The 18,955-nt window shown below is 68.3% G+C and carries 10 protein-coding genes; 3 read left to right on the plus strand and 7 right to left on the minus strand.

The annotated features are described in order from the left end of the window. Positions 1 to 231: 231 nt before the first annotated feature. From JOD97_RS06920 to JOD97_RS06945, 6 genes are all read right to left on the minus strand, one after another. A complete protein-coding gene (locus JOD97_RS06920) occupies positions 232 to 2,871 on the minus strand; it encodes an EAL domain-containing protein (protein ID WP_209714560.1) in 2,640 nt (879 codons plus the stop codon). After that, positions 2,868 to 5,900, minus strand: coding sequence for a response regulator (locus JOD97_RS06925; protein WP_209714562.1), 3,033 nt, complete (start codon positions 5,898 to 5,900; stop codon positions 2,868 to 2,870). Before JOD97_RS06925 ends, JOD97_RS06920 begins: the two co-directional genes overlap by 4 nt. Beyond that, positions 5,897 to 6,523, minus strand: coding sequence for a YfiR family protein (locus JOD97_RS06930; RefSeq protein WP_209714564.1), 627 nt, complete (start codon positions 6,521 to 6,523; stop codon positions 5,897 to 5,899). The genes JOD97_RS06925 and JOD97_RS06930 overlap by 4 nt, the downstream gene beginning before the upstream one ends. 1 nt (position 6,524) lies before the next feature. Beyond that, positions 6,525 to 8,438, minus strand: a complete 1,914-nt coding sequence (locus tag JOD97_RS06935) for a TonB-dependent siderophore receptor (RefSeq protein WP_209714566.1) — start codon at positions 8,436 to 8,438, stop codon at positions 6,525 to 6,527. Positions 8,439 to 8,660: 222 nt separating this feature from the next. Beyond that, the gene (locus JOD97_RS06940) at positions 8,661 to 10,733 is read right to left on the minus strand and encodes an EAL domain-containing protein (protein ID WP_209714568.1); all 2,073 of its coding nucleotides are present in this window, start codon (positions 10,731 to 10,733) and stop codon (positions 8,661 to 8,663) included. 169 nt (positions 10,734 to 10,902) lie between these two features. Next, positions 10,903 to 12,408 carry an AMP nucleosidase gene (locus JOD97_RS06945; protein ID WP_209714569.1) on the minus strand — a complete coding sequence of 502 codons (1,506 nt, stop codon included), beginning with the start codon at positions 12,406 to 12,408 and terminating at the stop codon, positions 10,903 to 10,905. A gap of 142 nt (positions 12,409 to 12,550) precedes the next feature. Between JOD97_RS06945 and JOD97_RS06950 the strand changes: the two genes are divergently transcribed. From JOD97_RS06950 to JOD97_RS06960, 3 genes are all read left to right on the plus strand, one after another. Further along, positions 12,551 to 16,594, plus strand: a complete 4,044-nt coding sequence (locus tag JOD97_RS06950; protein ID WP_209714572.1) for a Pls/PosA family non-ribosomal peptide synthetase — start codon at positions 12,551 to 12,553, stop codon at positions 16,592 to 16,594. 402 nt (positions 16,595 to 16,996) lie between these two features. After that, positions 16,997 to 17,650: a PEP-CTERM sorting domain-containing protein gene (locus JOD97_RS32590; RefSeq protein ID WP_229264211.1), complete on the plus strand. Its 654-nt coding sequence runs from the start codon at positions 16,997 to 16,999 to the stop codon at positions 17,648 to 17,650. A 1-nt stretch (position 17,651) separates the two neighbouring features. Further along, positions 17,652 to 18,395, plus strand: coding sequence for a polysaccharide deacetylase family protein (locus JOD97_RS06960; RefSeq protein ID WP_209714574.1), 744 nt, complete (start codon positions 17,652 to 17,654; stop codon positions 18,393 to 18,395). Positions 18,396 to 18,409: 14 nt separating this feature from the next. Here the strand turns inward: JOD97_RS06960 and JOD97_RS06965 are convergent, their stop codons facing one another. After that, a complete protein-coding gene (locus JOD97_RS06965; protein ID WP_209714576.1) occupies positions 18,410 to 18,952 on the minus strand; it encodes a hypothetical protein in 543 nt (180 codons plus the stop codon). Positions 18,953 to 18,955 lie beyond the last annotated feature (3 nt).

Genomic DNA, 18,955 nt, shown 5'->3' on the forward strand with positions numbered 1-18,955 from the left:
TGATAGTTCATAGGTCTCCAGTGTTTTCTGTTTTTAGAGAGAGCTGCCACGCAGGGTGCAACTTTCGGATTTCATCTTAGGTGCTGCGCAAAAAACAAACCAATCAATTTTTTCGGGTTTTTGATATCGAAAAAGATATCGATAAGTATTTGATAGGCAATAAAATGCCGGTTTGCGCCGCAGGCAGGGATGGCAGGCGTGGGAATCCGCGTTTTTTTTAAACCGGCGGGGTCAGGTCGGCGTCGGCTGATAGCGCCGGAACGCGTCCCGGATGTTTTGCCGCAGTTGCGCGTCGTCCCACGGCTTGGTCAGGAAACGGTAGATCTCGCCGCGGTTGACCGCTTCCAGCACCGATTCGAGCTCGGTGTAGCCGCTTAATATCAGGCGCATGGTGTCGGGATACAGCCGCGTGGCGATCGCCAGGAACTTCGGACCGCTCATGCCAGGCAGCCGGTGCTCGCACAAGATCACCTGCACCGGCGTGCGCGCCAGCACATCGAGCGCCTCCTCGGCGCTGGCGGCGGCGACGATGCGGTAGCCTTCCGAGCGCAAGGCGCGCTTGATCGCGGAGACCAGCGACGCTTCGTTGTCGACGATGAGCAAGGTGAGCTCCCGCGCTTCGCCCCCCGCGGGCAGCTCGATATGCGTATCGGCGCGCAGCATGGCCTCGAACGCCGCCGCCGGCACCGCCGGGCTGAAATAATAGCCCTGGATCTGGTCGCAGCCCTTGGCCCGCAACTGTTCGAACTGCGCCGCCGTCTCCACCCCTTCGGCGATGACCAGCATGCGCAGGTTGTGCGACATGGCGATGATGGCCGAGGCGATGGCCGCGTCGTCCGGATTGGTCGTGATGTCGGTGACGAAGGCGCGGTCGATCTTGACGCTGTTGAACGGGAAGCGCTTCAGGTGCGCCAGCGACGAGTAACCGGTGCCGAAATCGTCCAGCGACAGCCGCAGCCCCAGCGCGCGCAATTGGCGCATGGTTCTTTCGGCGCCGGCCGGGTCCCGCATGACCAGCGATTCGGTCAGTTCCAGCTCGATCAGATTGCTGCCCAGGCCATGGGACTTCAGACAGCCCGCGACCTGCGCTGCCAGGTCGCCCTGGCCGAACTGCAGCGCCGACAGGTTCACCGCCACCGGCACCACCGGCACGCCGGCCGCCGCCCACGCGGCCTGCTGGGCGCAGACGTTGGCGATCACCCAGGCGCCGATGTCGAGTATCAGACCGTTCTCCTCGGCCAGCGGAATGAATTGCGCCGGCGGGACCATGCCGCGCTCCGGATGGATCCAGCGTATCAGCGCCTCGGCGGCGGCCACGCGGCCGGTGCGCAGGTCGACCTTGGGCTGGTAGTACATGACGAACTGGCGCTGCTCGCTGGCCCGCCGCAGCATGGTTTCAAGTTCGAGCCTGGCGATCATCGCGGCGTTGAGCTCCGACGAATAGAACGACAGCCGCTCGCCGCCGGCCTTGGCCTGCTTGAGCGCCGCCTCGGCGTGCCGGAACACCGCCTCGGCGTCGGCGCCGTCGCGCGGATAGCTGGCGATGCCGCCATGGACGCTCAGGTGGATGTCGTTGCCGTCCACCCGCATCGGCTGTCCGATCAACTCGCCGGCGTGCTCGATCACCGGCAGCGGATTCTCGCTGGCGCCGCATGCGCCGGCGATGACGTAGGTGTCGCCGGCCAGCCGCGCCACCGTGCACGGACGGCTCATGCCGTCGACCAGGCGCTGGGCGACCACGCGCAGCACCTGGTCGCCCACCCGCGACCCGAGCGCGTCGTTCAGGCGCTTGAAGCGGTCCAGGTTGATCATCAGGACGAACGCGTGGCCGCCCTCGTGCTTGCAGGACTGGATGATCTGGCCCAGCCGGTCATGGAACAGCGCCTGGTTCGGCAGTCCCGTCACGGCGTCGTAGTAGGACAGGTAGTTGACGCGCTCCTCCTGCGCGATGTATTGAATGGCGAACGAGATGTCGCCGGCCAGGTCGTCGAGCAGCACCAGCTCCTCGGCGTCGAAATAGCCGGCGTCGCGCGCGTACAGCACCATCACCCCGACCGCCTCGGCGCCCTGCATCAGCGGCAGCGCGGTCAGCGACAGGAAACCATGTTCGCGCGCGTCGCGGCAGGTGGCGCCGCCCTGATCCGGCGCGCTCAAGTCGTTGCAGCAGACCGCCCGCGCGTGGGCCAGCGCGCGCCGCGGCACGCTCAGTTCATCGTCCGGCTCCAGCGCCGTCTCCCGCAGCAGCCGCTCGAGCCGCTCCGGCCCGGTGCCGCGCCAGGCGGCGGCGGTCATCCGGCCACCGTCGCGCAGCGCGATCCAGGCGGTGTCGAACCCGCCCTCCTCGGCGGCGACGCGGCACGCCTCGTGGTACAGCGCGGCGCGGTCGCGGATGCGGATCACCGCCGAATTGATGCCGCTCAGGACGGTCTTGATGCGGCTTAGCCGGGCGATCTTGCGCTGGTGCGATTCCAGTTCCCGCACGTAGTGGGTGAGCTGGTTGGCGTTGACCAGCGACAGGTGGGTGCGCACGCGCGCGCGCACCAGCGCCGGCGACACCGGCTTGACGATATAGTCGACCGCGCCGCAGGCGAAACCGGCCGCCTCGTCGCCGACCTCGCTCATCGCCGAGACGAAGATCACCGGTATGTCGCTGGTGTCGGCCTGCGCCTTGAGCGCGCGGCAGACGGTGTAGCCATCCATGTCGGGCATGCGCACGTCCAGCAGGATCAAGGCCGGATGGTGCTTGCGCGCCGCCGCCAGGCCTTCGACGCCGTTGCGCGCGAATACCAGCGCGTGGTCCGGCCCGAGGATGGCCCGCAGCGTGGCCAGATTGCTTGGTTCGTCGTCGACGATGAGTATCGGGCCGGTCATCGCGCGTCCTCCGCGCCGGCCGGCGACGCCGCGATCAGCGCCCGCACCTCGTCCTCGGCGCCGCGGAAGTCAAAGCCGTCGAGCCGCGCGCGCACCGGCGCCAGCGCGTCGGCCGGCAGCCGTGACGCCAACGCCACCAGCAACGGCGCCGCCGCGTCGGGGTTGTCCTGGTCCAGGCAGGCCAGCAATCCGTCAAGCAGTTCGGTCGTGCCCAGCGCCTCCAGCGCGGCCGTCGACGGCGCCGGCACCGCCGCGCCGCGCAGCGCCTCCGCCGACGCCAGCGCGGCGATCGATTCGAGCACCGTGGCCAGCGCGGCGCGCAATGGCGCGATCAAACCGGCGGCGTCGCCGCCCTCCACCGCCGCCTTGTGCAGCTCTCCCGCAAGCCGGCACACCTCGGGCAGCGCCAGGTTGCCGGCCACCCCTTTCAATTGATGGCACAGCGCGTCGATGCCGGCCGGGCCGCGCGCCGCCAGCTCCGCCGCCAGCCGGTCGGCGACGTCGCCGTAGTCGGCGGCGAAGCGACCGAGGACGGCGCCGTAGTCGGACCACTCGGTCCACACCAGGCGCGCGCGGGCGATGTCGATGCCGCCCGGCGGCGCGGCCGCCGGCAAAGGCGAAGGCGGAGGCGACGACGTGGCGACGGTCTCCGGCGCCGCCACGGCCGGCCCCACGCGCGCCAGGCGCCGCACCACCTCCATCAATTCGTCGACGTTGAACGGTTTGGCGACGAAGGCGTCCATGCCGGCCTCGCGCGCCTCGTCCTGCTGGCTCTTGAAGGCGCCGGCCGTCAGCGCCACGATCGGCAGATCGGCGAAGGCCGGCGACTGCCGCAGCTCGCGCGTCGCCTCGTAGCCGTCGAGCACCGGCATTTGCACGTCCATCAGCACGATGTCGACCGCGTCCGGGTGCTCGCGCAGCCAGTCGACCGCCTCGCGTCCGTTGCTGGCCAGGTGGACGACCGCGCCCTCGGCGACCAGGATGCGCGAGGCCACCTCGCGGTTGATGTCGCTGTCGTCGGTCACCAGCACGCGCACCCCGGCCACGCGCAGGCTGGCCGGGCGCTCCTGCGCGCCGTCGCCCTGGCCGCCGCGCCGCCGTAGCGCCCGTGCCAGCGCGTTGTACAGGCAGGAGCTGGTCACCGGCTTGGTCAGGATGCCGTCGACCAGCTCGATGCCCTGCTGCCGCAGCAGCTCGTCGCGGGCATACGCGGTGACCATCATCAGCACCGGCTGGGCGTCGTCCGGATAGCTCTCGCGGATGCGCCGCGCCAGCTGCATGCCGTCCATGCCCGGCATCTGCCAGTCCAGCAGCAGCGCGTCGAAGCCGCCGGCCGCATCGTGCCGCTGGCGCACGCAGTCCAGCGCCAGCGCGCCGGACATCGCCTGGCTGGCGCGCCAGCCCAGGGCGCGCGCCATCGAGGCGATATTGTCGCGCGAGATGTCGCTGTCGTCGACCACCAGCACATCGAGGTTGGTCAGCGCGGCCGGTTCGACCTGGCCGGCGGCCACGCGGCCGAACGGGATGGTGAACCAAAACTCGCTGCCGCGCCCCGGCACGCTGGTCACGCCGATCTCGCCGCCCATGTGCTCGACCAGATACTGGCAGATGGTCAGCCCCAGGCCCGAGCCGCCGAAGCGCCGCGTGGTCGAGGTGTCGGCCTGGCTGAAGGCCGAGAAGATGTGTCCCAGCTTGTCCTCGGCGATGCCGATGCCGGTGTCGGTGACGGCGAAGCGCAACACGGCGCGCTGGGCGTCGTGCTCCAGCAAGGTCAGGCCGACGCCGACGGCGCCGTGCTCGGTGAATTTGATGGCGTTGCCGGTCAGGTTGATCAGCACCTGCTCCAGCCGCAGCGCGTCGCCCACCAGCTGGCCGACGGGCGGCGGCGGCGCGATGGTCAATTCCACATCCTTGTCGCCGGCGCCGGCGGCCATGATGCTGGCCAGGTTGTCCAGCACATCCGACAGGTGGAACGGCACCTGCTCGATCTCCAGCCGTCCGGCCTCGATCTTGGACAGGTCGAGGATGTCGTTGATGATGGCCTGCAGCGAGCGGCCGGCGTTGCGGATCTTGCGCACCAGGTCGGCCGCGTCGGCGTCGAGCCGGCGCTGCTCGAGCAGGTAGGCCAGCCCCAGGATGCCGTTCATCGGCGTGCGGATCTCGTGGCTCATGTTGGCCAGGAAGTCGGCCTTGGCGCGGTTGGCCGCCTCCGCCTCCGTGGTGCGCGCCTCCAGCGCCACGTTGGCCACTTGCAGCTCGCCGGTGCGCGCCGCCACCCGCGCCTCCAGCCCGGCGTTGAGCGCGCGCACCTCGGTTTCGGCGGCGGCGCGCTCGGTGATCTCGTGCTCCAGCGTTTGCAGCATGCCGTTGAAGGCGTCGGCCAGTTGCCCCACCTCGTCCTCGCTGTTCTTGGGCGCGCGCAGCCGGTAGTCGCGCTCGCGCACCACCTGGCGCGCGATCTCGCTCACGCCCATGATCGGGCCCGAGATCCAGCGCTGCAGCAGCGACGACAGGCCCACGCCCAGCACCAGGCTGCCCAGCAGGACCACCGCCAGGATGGCCAGGTAGCCGCGCAGCCAGGCCGCGAGGTCGTAGCGTTCGCGCAGGTAGACCGTGCCATGCACTCCCTCGTGGTCGGCGATGCGCCGGACCACGGTCAGTTCGCCGGCGCCGAATTCGGCGCCGGCGGCGGGCGCCATCGCCGGTGGCGGCGGCGACGCGGCGTCGCGCCGGTAGGTGGCGAACAGCTTGCCGCCGCCGGTATAGACGGCCGCCGTCAGGATGTTGGGGTTGGCGCGCAGCAGCGCCAGGTTTTCGGTGGCGACCTTGGCGTCGTCGAACTCGATCGCCAGCACGCTGCCCTGGCCCAGGATGGCGGCGATCGAGGTCAGTTCGCGCGCCGTGGTGGCGCGGTTCTCGCGCAGGTCGCGGTACAACAGGGTGGCGCCGGCCAGCGTCAGCGCGCACAGATTGGTCACCAACACCAGCAGCAGCAGCTTGTGGCGCACCGAACGTATCCGCAGCCTCATGGTCTTCCCCCCTCGATTTTATGCGCCACCGCCAGCAGCCTGGCGCCGATCTTCAGGCCATGACGCTCGGCGTGCGTCAGCGAGACGTCGAACCGGATCCGGTTGTCGACCGGTACGAAGCTGATCGCGCCGCCCGCCGCCAGGGTGCCGTCGCCGTCGGTGACCACCAGCACGCCCTGCGCGGGCGCGGCGTCGAGCGCGCGTTTCAGGCGCGCGCCGTCCTGCGCGCCGATATACAACACCTGGGCGCCGCCGGCCGGATCGCCGGCGCGCAAGGTGCGCACCGTCACGGCGCGGCCCTTGATCTGGCGCGTCAGCCGCAGCTGGTTCAACTCGGCGGCGACCTGGTCGGCGTCCACCACGGCGATGGCCAGCGGCGCCGCCGGGTCGGCGAAGGCCGCCGGCGGCCACTCGATATGCTCGGCGAAGCGGTAGATATACGCCGCCTTCACCTGCGCCGCGACGCGGGCCGGGTCGGCCTCCTGGCCGGCCGCCGGCGCTGGTCGCCACAACGGCATCGACAGCAGCAACAGCAGCAACAGCAGCAACAGCAGCAGCGGCGCGCGGCGCCACAGCCCGGCCGCGAAGCCGCCGCGCATGGCTGCCGGGACGATGGTCGCCACGTCAAAAACGCAGCGTCAGTTTCAACTGCACGCTACGCTCGATCAGGCTGCGTCCCGGCAGGGCGCCATACTCCGCATGGGCGCGGTGCAGCAGGTTGCGCCCGATCAGCGCGACGTCCATGGCCGGGTGCGCTTGCCACAGCCACTGGCCGTCCAGCTCGTAATACGACGGCACGGCCGGCCGTGGCAGCGCGCCCGTGTGGCGCAGCGTCAGGTCCAGCGCGCTGCTATCGGTCAGGTCGACCGACGAGCGCAGCAGCCAGTGGCGGCCCGGATCGTTGGTGGTCAGGGAGGGGTTGGTGGCGCTCATGTCGTGGCTGCCGGGTAGCGGATCGATCCGCACGCGCTGCGCCACCAGCCCGGCGTTCAACCGCCACACCGGCGCCGCCTGCCAGCTGCCCCACATCTCGACGCCGCGCGTGCGGCCGCGCGCCTGGTTCTCGAACAGGAACAACGCCGGCGCGGCCGGGCCGGTCTGCGGCTCGAGCGTCCGCAACTTGTCGTAGCGGCTGTAGAAGGCGGTGGCCGACCAGGACAGCGTCGGCAGCGGCTGGGCACGGTAGCCGAGTTCGATCACCTTGGCCACCTCCGACTCGAAGGCCGGACCGCCGCCGTAAATATACACGCGGCGGCCGCCGCCGACCGCGAGCGGCGCGCTGGGCGCGTGCAGATCGCGGTCGAAGCGCGACGGCGCGCGCACGGTGCGGGCCAGGCTGCTCCAGACCAATTGGCCTGGCGCCGGGGTCCACGCCAGTCGCAGGCTGGGCAGGTATTCGGCGCCGGTGTAGTTATTATGTTCGACCTTGGCGCCGGCGGTCAGCTTGAGTTCCGGCGTGACGGCGTATTCGTCCTGCGCGAACAGGTTGGCCCAATGCATGTCCAGTCCGCCGGGCAGGAAGCCCAGTCCGGGCGAGTTCGCCACCCTGTCCCAGCTGTGGCGATAGCCGCCGCCCCAGGTCAACACGTTGCGCTGGCCCAGGCGCAGGTCGTGCTGGGCGTCCAGGTCCAGCGTCGACAGGCGCTCGACGAAGGCGCCGGGCTGGTTGCGCTCGGTGTGGTCGAGGATCACTTGCAAGCGCATATTCGCGTCCGGCGACAGCTTGCGGGTCAGACGGCCGATCAGATTGGCGCCCGAGATATGCACCGGCAACGCGGCAAACTGGCCCAGTTCGCCTTGATAGCCGTCGCCGGACACGCTCAGCGCGCCCTCGCGCAAGCCCCAGTCGGCGCGGAAACCGGCCAGGGTGCGCTGCATGCCGAAGTTGGTGTTGACGCCGGCGGCGGTGAAGGTGTCGTTGAGCTTTTGGTACTTCCCATAGACGCGATAGGTGCCGCCGGCGGGCAGCGCGCCGCCGTAGCGCAGCGAACCATTCTTGTCCCGGTCGCCGCCGATGGCGCTGAGCTGGCCGCCGCGGGTGTCGGCCGACGAGCGCGTGATGACGTTGATGACGCCGTTGACGGCGTTGGCGCCCCAGATCGTCGCGCCCGGTCCGCTGATCACCTCGATGCGCTCGACATCCTCCATCACCACGTCCTGCGCGTCCCAGAACACGCCGGAAAACAGCGGGGTGTAGATGCTGCGGCCGTCGATCAGCACCAGCAGCTTGTTCTCGAAGGGGCTGTTGAAGCCGCGCGCGGTGACCGCCCAGTTGCGCGCGTCGACCTGCGCCACCTGCAGGTTGGGCGCCAGCCGCAGCGCCTCGGGCAGCGACTGCGCGCCGCTGCGGCGGATATCGCCGGCGCTGATGACGAACACCGAGGCGGCGGTGCTGTCGAGCCGCTCCGCCTGGCGCGACACGGAAGTCACGATGACATCGCTCAGCTGTTCGAGCGACATGTCGGCGATCACGCTGCCGTCCGCGACCATGGCGCGCGCCGGGGCCGCGCCCAGCGTGGTTGCAACGAGCAATACCATCGAAAAGCTGGCTCTTCCGGCCATCGCGCCCCCTGCGGTTGTCCCCCTGCCGCCGCCGACCGCCAAGCCGGCGCCCTGTCCTGGACGAGCGCCACGGCCTGTCGTATGGCTCCTCGCACAAGAAAATTATAGCCACATCCGCGCTGCTTTCCTTTTGGAATTTATATTTTTATGCAGGATTCAGCAACGATAGGGATGGAATGCAACAGCGTGCCGCGCCGATCACGGGCCCCGATCGTCCGTGCGCTCGGCCAGCAGATAGCCGGCGCAGGCGGCGCCCGGCAACGGAGGACTATAGAGATAGCCCTGGAAAGCATTGCAACCGAGCGCCGCCAACGCGTCGCGCTGCTCGACCGTCTCCACGAACTCGGCCACCACTTCGACCTGCCGCGCGCGGCCCAGCGCGGCGATGGTCTGGATGATGTCGCGGCTGATGGGATTGCCAAGCACGTCGCGCGTCAGCGAACCGTCGAGCTTGATGGCGTGGATGGCAAACCGGCGCAGGTACAACAAGGACGTGTGGCCCATGCCAAAGTCGTCCATCGCCAGCGCGACGCCCATGTCGACGATGGCCGCCAGGTTGCGGTCCACCACCTCGCTTGCCGCGATGGCCTGGCTCTCGGTGATTTCCAGCTCGATCTCCCTTGGCGCCAATTGATGACGCGCCAGGCAGGCGGCCAGCACCGTCGGCAACGCCGGGTCGCTCAACTGCAAAGGCGACACGTTGATCGCCATCGTAATGTGCGGCAAGCCAAGCCGGTTCCATTCGGCCTTGCGGGCGCACGCTTCCTCCAGCACCCACGCCCCCAGGCGGCCGATCAAGCCGCCCTCCTCGGCCAGCGCGACCGCGACGTCGGCGCGGATCGGGCCGTGGCGCTTGTGTTGCCAGCGCAGCAGCGCCTCGACGCCGATTGGCGCACCGTGGTCGTCGTGCTTGGGCTGGAACGCCAGCGTGATCGCGGCGCTGCCGATGCCGCGTTTTAACTCGGCCAGCAAGCTGCGCGCGGCCAGTCCCGCCTGGCTGTTGGGCGACATCGACCTCAAATACAAGGGCCCGCCGGCGCCGATGGCGCCGATCGCCGCGTCGAACGCCTCGGTTTGACCGCGCGCGCGCCGCGCTTCGGCCTTGCGCACGAACGGCAGATAGATCAAGGTGCTGACCACCAGGCCGAGCCCCTGCACGGCCGCGCCGCGCCACGAGTGGGTGAGCAGGTAGCCCGACAGGAACGGCGGCGTGGTCCACGGCACCGTGAAGTCGTACAGCGCGATGAATCCGCTGTGCACGGCGGTCAGTCCCAGCAAGGTCAACAGCAGCGGGGCGAGCAGGAACGGCCACCAGAAGACCGGATTGAGCGCGATGGGCAGCCCGAATATCAGCAGCTCGCTGACATTGAAGAACGACGGCACCACGGAAACCAGGGCGAGCCGGCGGAACGGGCCTTCGCGCGCCACGATGAGCAGCGCCACCACCAGGCCCAGGGTGGCGCCCGATCCGCCCAGCAGGCCGAAGACATCGATTAACCGTTTCCAGGGCACGCCGCCGGTGCCGCCCAACAACGCCAGCGCATGGTCGCCCAGCACCGTGTTGCCATGTATGCCGGCCAGCCACACCACGTGGCTGACCAACACCGCGCCGATACCGAGCAGCCAGTCCGCGTCGGCCCGGGTGGAAATGGCCCCGGCCAGGGCGGCCAAGCGGTGCGTGTCCAGCGGCGGCAGGGCCATGAAGGCTTCGGCCGACAGCAGTACGGCGAAGCCGAGGATCGCGCACGGCGGTATCATGCCCAGGGCAAAATAAAAGGTGGGGTTGCTGTCGTAGTCGGGCTCGATCCGGAACCTCGGCGCCAGCAGGCGCAGCAACTCCGGCGTGGCAAGACCGATGATCAAGCCCAACAACACGGAGGCGTCGCGTCCCAGCGGCCTGATGACGGGCGAGCCGCTCGCCATCACGCACAGCATGAAGTTGACCAGTGCCGCCAGGCCGACCCAGACCAAGGGCAGCATGTCGTCGCCCTGGTCCGTCGCCAGGCGGCGCGCCACGCGCAGGCTGAGCACCACGCACAGCGCCAGACCGAACAGGCTATCGATCACGACGACCATGTCGTGGGCGCTGCTCTGCCAACCCGGACCGAAGACATCGACCAACAGCCGGCGCGCTTGCGGAAATGGAAGCGTCCACAGCACGATCGCCATCACGCCAAGAAAAGTAATCGGCAGCAGCACGACAAAGCTGTCCCGGATGGCGAGCACCCACAGCGTCGCGCGCGACCATGGTTTCTTCAGAAGGGCTGTCATCTGCTTCAAGCTACGTGATCGAGCAATGCTGGGTACTCATCTGTGACAGCGCGCCCTTGCGAGGGAGAATAGAGCCGCAGTATCCCACCGGGGTGCCATATTGGCAAGTAAAGTGATCGAAGGGAATCCGGCCCGCGCGCGGCGGGCCGGGAGGATCGGCCAGGACGGCCTATTGGAACGCGACTTCGGTAAAACTGCGCAGCTTGCGGCTGTGCAGCCGGTCCACGCCCAGGTCGCGCAGCAGTTCCACCGCGCGGATGCCGATCCGCAGGTGCTGGTCGACGCGGTCGCGGTAGAACTGGTTGGCCATGCCCGGCAGCTTGATTTCCCCGTGCATCGGCTTGTCGCTGACGCATAACAAGGTGCCGTACGGGACGCGGAAGCGGAAGCCGTTGGCGGCGATGGTCGCGCTTTCCATGTCCAGCGCGATCGCCCTGCTCTGGCTGAACCGGCGCTCGGGCGTGCGCTGGGGCAGCAATTCCCAGTTGCGGTTGTCGGTGCTGGCCACCGTGCCGGTGCGCATGACGCGCTTGAGATCGTGCCCGGTCAGCTGGGTCACCTCGGCCACCGCCGCCTCGATCGCCACCTGCACCTCGGCCAGCGGCGGAATCGGCACCCACAGCGGCAAATCCTCGTCGAGCACGTGATCCTCGCGCACATAGCCGTGCGCCAGCACGTAGTCGCCCAGCTCCTGGGTGTTGCGCAGGCCGGCGCAATGGCCCAGCATCAGCCAGGCGTGCGGCCTGAGCACGGCGATGTGGTCGGTGATGGTCTTGGCGTTGGCCGGGCCGACGCCGATGTTGACCATCGAAATGCCGGCGCCGTCCGCGCGGATCAGGTGGTAGCCGGGCATTTGCGGCAGGCGCGGCAACGGCGCGCCGAGCGCGTCGCCCGGCAGCACCGCCTGGCCGACGCGGCGCGTGACGATATTGCCCGGCTCGACGAAGGCGATGTAGTCGTCCTCCGGTCCGGTCGACGGGGCCGCCATCAGCTCGTGGCCCAGTTTGACGAATTCGTCGATATAAAACTGGTAATTGGTAAACAGCACGAACTTCTGGAAGTGCTCGCACGAGGTGCCGGTGTAGTGCCGCAGCCGCTGCAGCGAGTAGTCGACGCGCGGCGCCGTGAACAGCGACAGCGGCTGCGCCTCGCCCGGCGGCGGCTCGTGGGTGCCGTTGGCGATGCCGTCGTCCATCGCGGCAAGATTGGGCAAATCGAAGACATCGCGCATCAACAGGCGCCGTTCGGCCGTCATGCTGCCTTCAATGTGCTCGTGCTCGGCGAACGAGAAGTGGATCGGGATCGGCTGCGCGCTGGTGCCCACCTCCAGCCGTACCTGCTGGTGGTGGCCGTGGTTCTTGAGCAGCAGCTTGAATTGCTGCTGATAGTAGCGCGCGAACAGATCCGGGCGCGTCAGCGTGGTTTCGTAGGTGCCGGGACCGGCGACGAAACCGAAGGCCAGCCGCGAGTCGGCGCGCGCCACGGTGTCGGTGTGGACGCGGACGAAGGGGTAGCACGCCCGCACGTGCTCGCCGACATTCTCGCCGGCGACGAAGCGTTTCATGGCATCGCGCAGATGGGCGATGTTGGCGTCATAAATGGCCAGAACCTGTTCGTAAGCGGCAATCGGATCGTCAAATTGCATCGGGGCGAAATGGGGACGGTTCGGTAACATGCGACTCCTTTTTTGAAACGGCTATTGAATCAGGGGTTCTTATTTCCTATTGTAAAGGCTGTAAGCAGAACTTGCATTCTTCCCATGGAGGAACGGGCAGGCGTACCGTACAATGACATCACGCCACCAATAAAGTTTCAGCATGAACGAGCCAGTAACACCCTGCTTTACGCCGACGCAATCGCATCCCGACATTCTTTACGGTCAGCAGCAAAGCGAACTGCTGCGCGAGGAAATCCTGGCCGACCTGCTGGAGGCGACCGCCCGCCGCGCGCCGGAGCAGATCGCGCTGATCGCCGGCGAGCGCCGGCTGAGCTATCGCGAACTCGATGCGCAGGCCGACCTGGTGGCCGGGCGCCTGATCGACGCCGGCGTGCGCCCGGGCCAGATCGTCGGCTTGTGGCTGCCGCGCGGGATCGAGCTGCTGGTGCTGCAGGCCGGCATCGCCAAGGCCGGCGCCGCGTGGCTGCCGGTCGACGAGGACACGCCGGTCGAGCGCCTGCAAGTGTGCCTGGACGACGCCGACGGCGCCGGCGTGCTCACTTGCGCCGCCTTCGCGCCCCGGCTGGCCGGCATCGGCCGCCCGGTGTGGACGGCCGAGGCGCTGCTGGCGGCCGAAGACCGGCCCGCGCCCGTGGCCCGGCGCGGCGCCGTCTCGCCGGACGCGCCGGCGTACGTGATCTACACCTCCGGCTCCACCGGCAAGCCCAAAGGCATCCTGATCACCCAGCGCAGCATCTGCCACTTCCTGCGCAGCGAGAACGAGGTGCTGGGCGTGACGTCGACCGACAAGGTGTATCAAGGCTTCTCGGTCGCCTTCGACATGTCGTTCGAGGAGATCTGGATCGCCTATCTGGCCGGCGCCACGCTGTGGATCGGCCCCAAGGAAATCAGCGGCGATCCGGAGACGCTGCCGCGCATGCTCGACCAGCACCGGGTGACGGTGCTGCACGCCGTGCCCACCTTGCTCGCGCTGTTCAACCAGGACGTGCCCAGCCTGCGCCTGATCAACCTCGGTGGCGAGATGTGCCCGGAGTCGCTGGTCGAGCGCTGGTCGCGCGACGGCCGCCAGATGTTCAACACCTACGGCCCGACCGAGGCGACCGTCTCGGCCAGCCTGGCGCGCCTGCGTCCCGGCCAGCCGGTCACCATCGGCACGCCGCTGCCCAATTACGGGCTGCTGGTGGTCGAAGCGAACCCCGACGCCGCGCCCGGCACGCCCCTGCGCCTGCTGGCGCGCGGCGAGATCGGCGAATTGTGCATCACCGGACCCGGTCTGGCGGCCGGCTACCTGGGGCGCCCCGACCTGACGGCGGAAAAATTCCTGCCCAATCCCTGGTCCGAGGGCCTCCATGACGAGCGCCTGTACCGCACCGGCGACCTGGCGCGCATCGGCGCCGACGGCGAGGTGGTCTGCCTCGGCCGCGCCGACGACCAGGTCAAGATCCGCGGCTTCCGCGTGGAACTGGGCGAGATCGAGGCGCTGCTGGCGCAGGCCGACGGCGTCGGCACCGTGGCGGTCCTGCTGCGCAAGGACGACGGCATCGACCAACTGGTCGCCTACCTGGTCGCCGAAACCAACGTCACGCTTGACCCGCGCGCGCTGCGCGCCGGCCTCGCCGCCAAGCTGCCGCCGTACATGGTCCCGGGCCGCTACGAGGTGCTCGACGCGATGCCGCGCCTGACCTCCGGCAAAATCGACCGCAAGACGCTCAAGGCCACGCCGCTCGGCGCCCCGGCGGCCGGCGGCGCCGAGGATTCCGACCTGCCCGAAACGCCGGCCGAGGAAGCGCTGTTCGCCGCGCTGGCCAAGCTGTTCCCCGGCCAGACTATCCTGCGCCACGCCGACTTCTTCTCCGACCTGGGCGGCCATTCGTTCTTCGCCGCGCGGCTGGCGTCGGCCTTGCGCGCCGATCCGCGCTACGCCCACGTCACCGTGCGCGACATCTATCAGCAGCGCCAGGTCGGCAAGATCGCCCAGGTGCTCGGCGCGGCGCACGGCGCCAGCGCGCAGGAGGCGGCGTGGACGCCGCCGTCCGCCGTCAAACGCTGGACCTGCGGCCTGGCGCAGGCGGCGGTGATGCCGGCGCTGGTGGCGCTGCGCATGGCGCAGTGGTTGGCGCCGTTCTTCACCTACCACTTCTTCACCGGCGACCCGGGCGACTCGGTGGCGCGCGCGATCGCCGCCTCGGTCGGCGTGTTCCTGCTGGCGACGGTGATGGAATTCGCCATCGCCATCGCCGGCAAATGGCTGATCGCCGGCCGCATCAAGGCCGGCGCGTACCCGCTGTGGGGCCTGACCTACTACCGCTGGTGGCTGGCCGACCGGCTGGTCGAGGCGGCACCGGCGTATCTGTTAAGCGGTTCGTCGCTCAACGCCTGGTGGCTGCGCGCGCTGGGCGCGAAGGTCGGCCGCGACGTGACGATAGGCTCGATGACCCTGCGCGCGCCCGATCTGCTGGACATCGCCGACAACGTCAGCATCGGCAACGCCGTCAATTTCGAGAACGCCCGCGTCGAGCGCGGCGTGCTGCGCCTGGGCCGGATCACGCTCGAGCGCGACGCCTGCGTGAGCTCCTTCGCCATCCTCGAAGGGAACACCCATGTCGAGGCGCAGGGCCACCTGGACGGCCAGTCGGCGCTGGGCGACGGCGCCCGCGTGCCGGCCGGCCGCATGTGGACCGGCTCGCCGGCGCGCGACGCCGGCGCCTTCGACCCCGCGCGCCTGCCGCCGCGGCCCGCGCTCACCGGCGCGCGCGATCTGGGCGAAAGCCTGTTCTTCGTCGCCGGCATCCTGCTGATCGTCACGCTGTTCTTCATGCCGGTGTTCCCCAGCTTCGTGCTGATCGACTGGTTCGACGAAATCGGCGTGATGCCGGGGATCCAGGGCGACGGCACGGGCATCCGGCTGCTGCGCTACTTCCTGCTGGCCTTCCCCGCCAGCGCGGTGCTGATCCTGCTCACGGCGCTGCTGTCGGCGGGCATCCGCTGGACCGTGCTGCCCAAGCTCAAGCCGGGCCGGTTCGCGGTGCACAGCAACACCTACTGCGCCAAATGGCTGGTCAGCCAGATCCAGGAATCGAGCCTGCAGGTCCTGCACGGCATCTACGCCACCGTGTTCGCGCCGTACTGGTATCGCCTGCTGGGCGCCAAAGTCGGCAAGGACGCCGAGATCTCCACCGCGCTGGGCGTGGTGCCGGACATGCTGACCCTGGGCGACGAGACCTTCATCGCCGATGCCGTCATGCTGGGCGACGAGGAAATCGACGGCGGCTGGATGACGATGCAACCGACCGTGATCTCCAACCGCAGCTTCGTCGGCAACGGCGCCTACATCCCGGACGGCACGGTGCTGCCCGAGCAGGTGCTGATCGGCGTGCACTCGCGCGCGCCGGGCAACGCCAGGATGAACAGCGGCGACACCTGGCTCGGTTCCCCGCCGATCAACCTGCCCGCGCGCGAACAGACCAGCGGCTATCCGGAATCGCTGACCTTCCACCCCTCGCCGCAGCGCCGGCTCGGCCGCGGCCTGATCGAGGGTTTCCGCATCGTCGCGCCGCACGCGCTGGTGATCGCGGTCGGCTACACCTTGGTGCTGTCGGTGATGCCGATCGCCGGCGCCGGCCGCTGGGCGGAGGTGATCTGGGACCTGACCTTGGCGGGGCTGGCCTACGGCGTGTTCAACTACGTGTTCGTGGCGCTGCTCAAGTGGGTACTGATCGGCAGCTACCGCAAGCGCTCGGCGCCGATGTGGACGCCGTTCGTGTGGCTGTCCGAGGGCGTCACCAACCTGTACGAGGGCATCGCCGTGCCCAACTTCATGCGCTACCTGCGCGGCACGCCGTGGCTGCCGCTGGCCTTCAACCTGATGGGCGCGAAAATCGGCAAAGGCGTCTACCTCGACACCACCGACATCACCGAATTCGACTGCGTGCGGATCGGCGACTACAGCGAGCTCAACGCCCTCACCTGCCCGCAGACGCACCTGTTCGAAGACCGGGTGATGAAAATCGACGAGGTCACGATCGGTTCGCGCGTCTACATGGGACCGCGCAGCGCGGTGCTGTACAGCGCCGTCGTCGGCGACAACGCCCGCCTCGGCGCGCTGACCCTGGTGATGAAAGGGGAGCATATTCCCGCCAACGGCAACTGGTCCGGCTGCCCGGCCGCGCCCACAACGTCCTAATCAGCGAACCGGCCAACAGAATCACGTCAAAATGAAGTCAATGAAGTCAATGAAGTCAATGAAGTCAATGACGTCAATGACGTCAAAATCACGTCGGAATCACCTCGGAATCACGTAGGGCGGATTAGCGCAGCGTAATCCGCCATGCATGCGCCGCCGTCAACGCGGTCGATTTCAATGCGATAGCAACAACACCCCGGCGGGCTCTACAGCGGCACGGATTCCGCTACCGCGCGCCATATTGACGAGGTATGTGTTAAATAACAACGCGGCTAGTTCACAACATGAAAATTTCATGATTTCAATTAATAAGTGAGCATGCAATAATGGTAATGTCCTTTTTCTACTTGTTTGAAATTTACGGAGTTTTCCATGTCACTAAAGCGCATTTTTGCCGTCCCCATGCTCGTTCTCGGTTTGCTGGCCAGCTCGGCGCACGCTGCCGTCGTCTTCGATAGTTACGGCCCGTTCGACTTCATGTCGTACCAGGTCGACAACGGTACCGACGCCAACGGCGCGCACTATGAACAAAGCCACGCCGTGCGCTTCACGCTGACGGGCGAGACGAAAATCACCTCGATCCAGACCGCCATCGACAACGTCAGCGGCCTGGGCAAGATCACCCTGGGCATCATGGGCTCGGTCAAGCAAGACACCACCGGCGTGCCCAACCCCGCCGACTTCCCGGAACTGCCATCGGGCAAACTGCTGTACTCGAGCGACCTGACCGGCGTGCTGTCGGGCGCCTCGCTGTCCAACCTGAACTGGACGCTGGGCGCCGGCACCTACTGGCTGACCGGTTCCGCCTTCGCCAACACCAACGCGACCTGGACCACCGGGAACACGGCCAACTACGCGCTCTCCGACCAGGCCGGCGTGTGGACCGGCGGTCTGGAAAATAACTTCAGTCCCGCCGCGCTGATCGAAGGCATCATGATGGGCGCCGGTGGCGGCCAGGGCGGCGTGAGCCCGGTACCGGAACCGGAAACCTACGCGCTGATGCTGGCCGGCGTGGCGCTGGTCTCGGCAATGGCCCGCCGCAAACGCGCCGCCTGAAATGACACGCGCGACACGTGTCGTAAAACTGATGGCGATGGGCGCGCTGGCCGCGCTGGCGTGCCCCGCCCTCGCCGCCGAGTGCGGCGCCGACAAGCTCGGCACCTCCCGCACCATCAAGCTTCCCCGCGAAGGCGCGCTGTACGGCGCGCAGCAGCACGACCCCTTGCCGCTGAAAAAGGGCGAGGTCGTGCTGACCTTCGACGACGGCCCGGAGCCGGCGGGCACGCCCGCCGTGCTGGCGGCGCTGGCCGACCAGTGCGCCAAAGCGACGTTCTTCATGCTCGGCGACAAATTGACGCGCGCGCCGGACCTGGCGCGGCGCGTCGTTGCCGAGGGCCACTCGGCCGGCATGCACAGCTACGCCCACCAGCACCTGTCCGAGCTGCGCCCGGAGCAACAGCTCGAAGACCTGCGCAAGAACCTGGCCGCCTATCGGGCCGCGTTCGGCGTGGACGCGCCGGCCTACCGCTTCCCGTATCTGGAAGAAACGCCGACCATGCTGGCCGCGCTCAAGGCGTCCAACATCACGGTGATGTCGATCGATCTGGGCATCAACGACTGGCTGCCCAGCGACACCACCGAACTGCTGACCGTGCGCCTGGCCGAGGGCCTGACCGCCAGGGGCGGCGGCATCATCCTGATGCACGACGCCAACGGCCCAACCGTCAAGGCCTTGCCGGCGCTGCTGCGCCTACTCAAGGACAAAGGCTACAAGGTGGTCCACCTGGAGTGGGAAAAGTAATCCGCGCGGCGTGATTACGGCGCCGGGGCGTCCAGGAAAAAGATGGCGTGGGCCTTGGCCGGCGCCTTCTCGGTCGGCTTATCGATCTGCACCTGGGCGCAATCCTCGACCACCAGGCTGCGCCAATTGCCGACGCCGGCGTTGGCGAACGCCGTGTGCGCCTTCGACCCCAGGCTGATGTCCAGCGCCAGCCGCGCGTTGCGCTCGCCGGTCTTGGCGTAGTTGACGCCGCGCAGCTCGAAGCCGAACGCGGTCAGCCACGGCTCCCACAGGCCGCTCTCCACGCCGTCGACGATGCGGTCGAACATCGTCCACAGCGGCAAGCCCTTTTTCACCACGGCGCGCAGCACCGCCAGCGACGGCGCCATGCGCGCGTCGGTGCTGCGCTTGCCGGCGCCGCTCTCGCCGATCGCCTTCAATTCCTTGGAAAACGCCGCGTCACGCTCGGTGTAGTCGCGCATGCGCGCGTACAGCTCGGCATTGAGGAAGGGATTGGGGGCGCGGCCCGCGGGCGCCTCGGCGGGATTTTTGGCGGGAGGCTGTTTTTTGTTCGTCATGGG

The sequence above is a fragment of the Duganella sp. 1411 genome (assembly GCF_017833525.1).
In the GTDB taxonomy this organism is placed as follows: Bacteria; Pseudomonadota; Gammaproteobacteria; order Burkholderiales; family Burkholderiaceae_D; genus Rugamonas.

Bases quoted from the DNA above. Each gene is read 5' to 3' on its own strand.
- JOD97_RS06920 (WP_209714560.1), bottom strand. From the start codon at position 2,871: ATGACCGGCCCGATACTCATCGTCGACGACGAACCAAGCAATCTGGCC.
- JOD97_RS06925 (WP_209714562.1), bottom strand. From the start codon at position 5,900: ATGAGGCTGCGGATACGTTCGGTGCGCCACAAGCTGCTGCTGCTGGTG.
- JOD97_RS06935 (WP_209714566.1), bottom strand. From the start codon at position 8,438: ATGGTATTGCTCGTTGCAACCACGCTGGGCGCGGCCCCGGCGCGCGCC.
- JOD97_RS06940 (WP_209714568.1), bottom strand. From the start codon at position 10,733: ATGACAGCCCTTCTGAAGAAACCATGGTCGCGCGCGACGCTGTGGGTG.
- JOD97_RS06945 (WP_209714569.1), bottom strand. From the start codon at position 12,408: ATGTTACCGAACCGTCCCCATTTCGCCCCGATGCAATTTGACGATCCG.
- JOD97_RS06950 (WP_209714572.1), top strand. From the start codon at position 12,551: ATGAACGAGCCAGTAACACCCTGCTTTACGCCGACGCAATCGCATCCC.
- JOD97_RS32590 (WP_229264211.1), top strand. From the start codon at position 16,997: ATGCTCGTTCTCGGTTTGCTGGCCAGCTCGGCGCACGCTGCCGTCGTC.
- JOD97_RS06960 (WP_209714574.1), top strand. From the start codon at position 17,652: ATGACACGCGCGACACGTGTCGTAAAACTGATGGCGATGGGCGCGCTG.
- JOD97_RS06965 (WP_209714576.1), bottom strand. From the start codon at position 18,952: ATGACGAACAAAAAACAGCCTCCCGCCAAAAATCCCGCCGAGGCGCCC.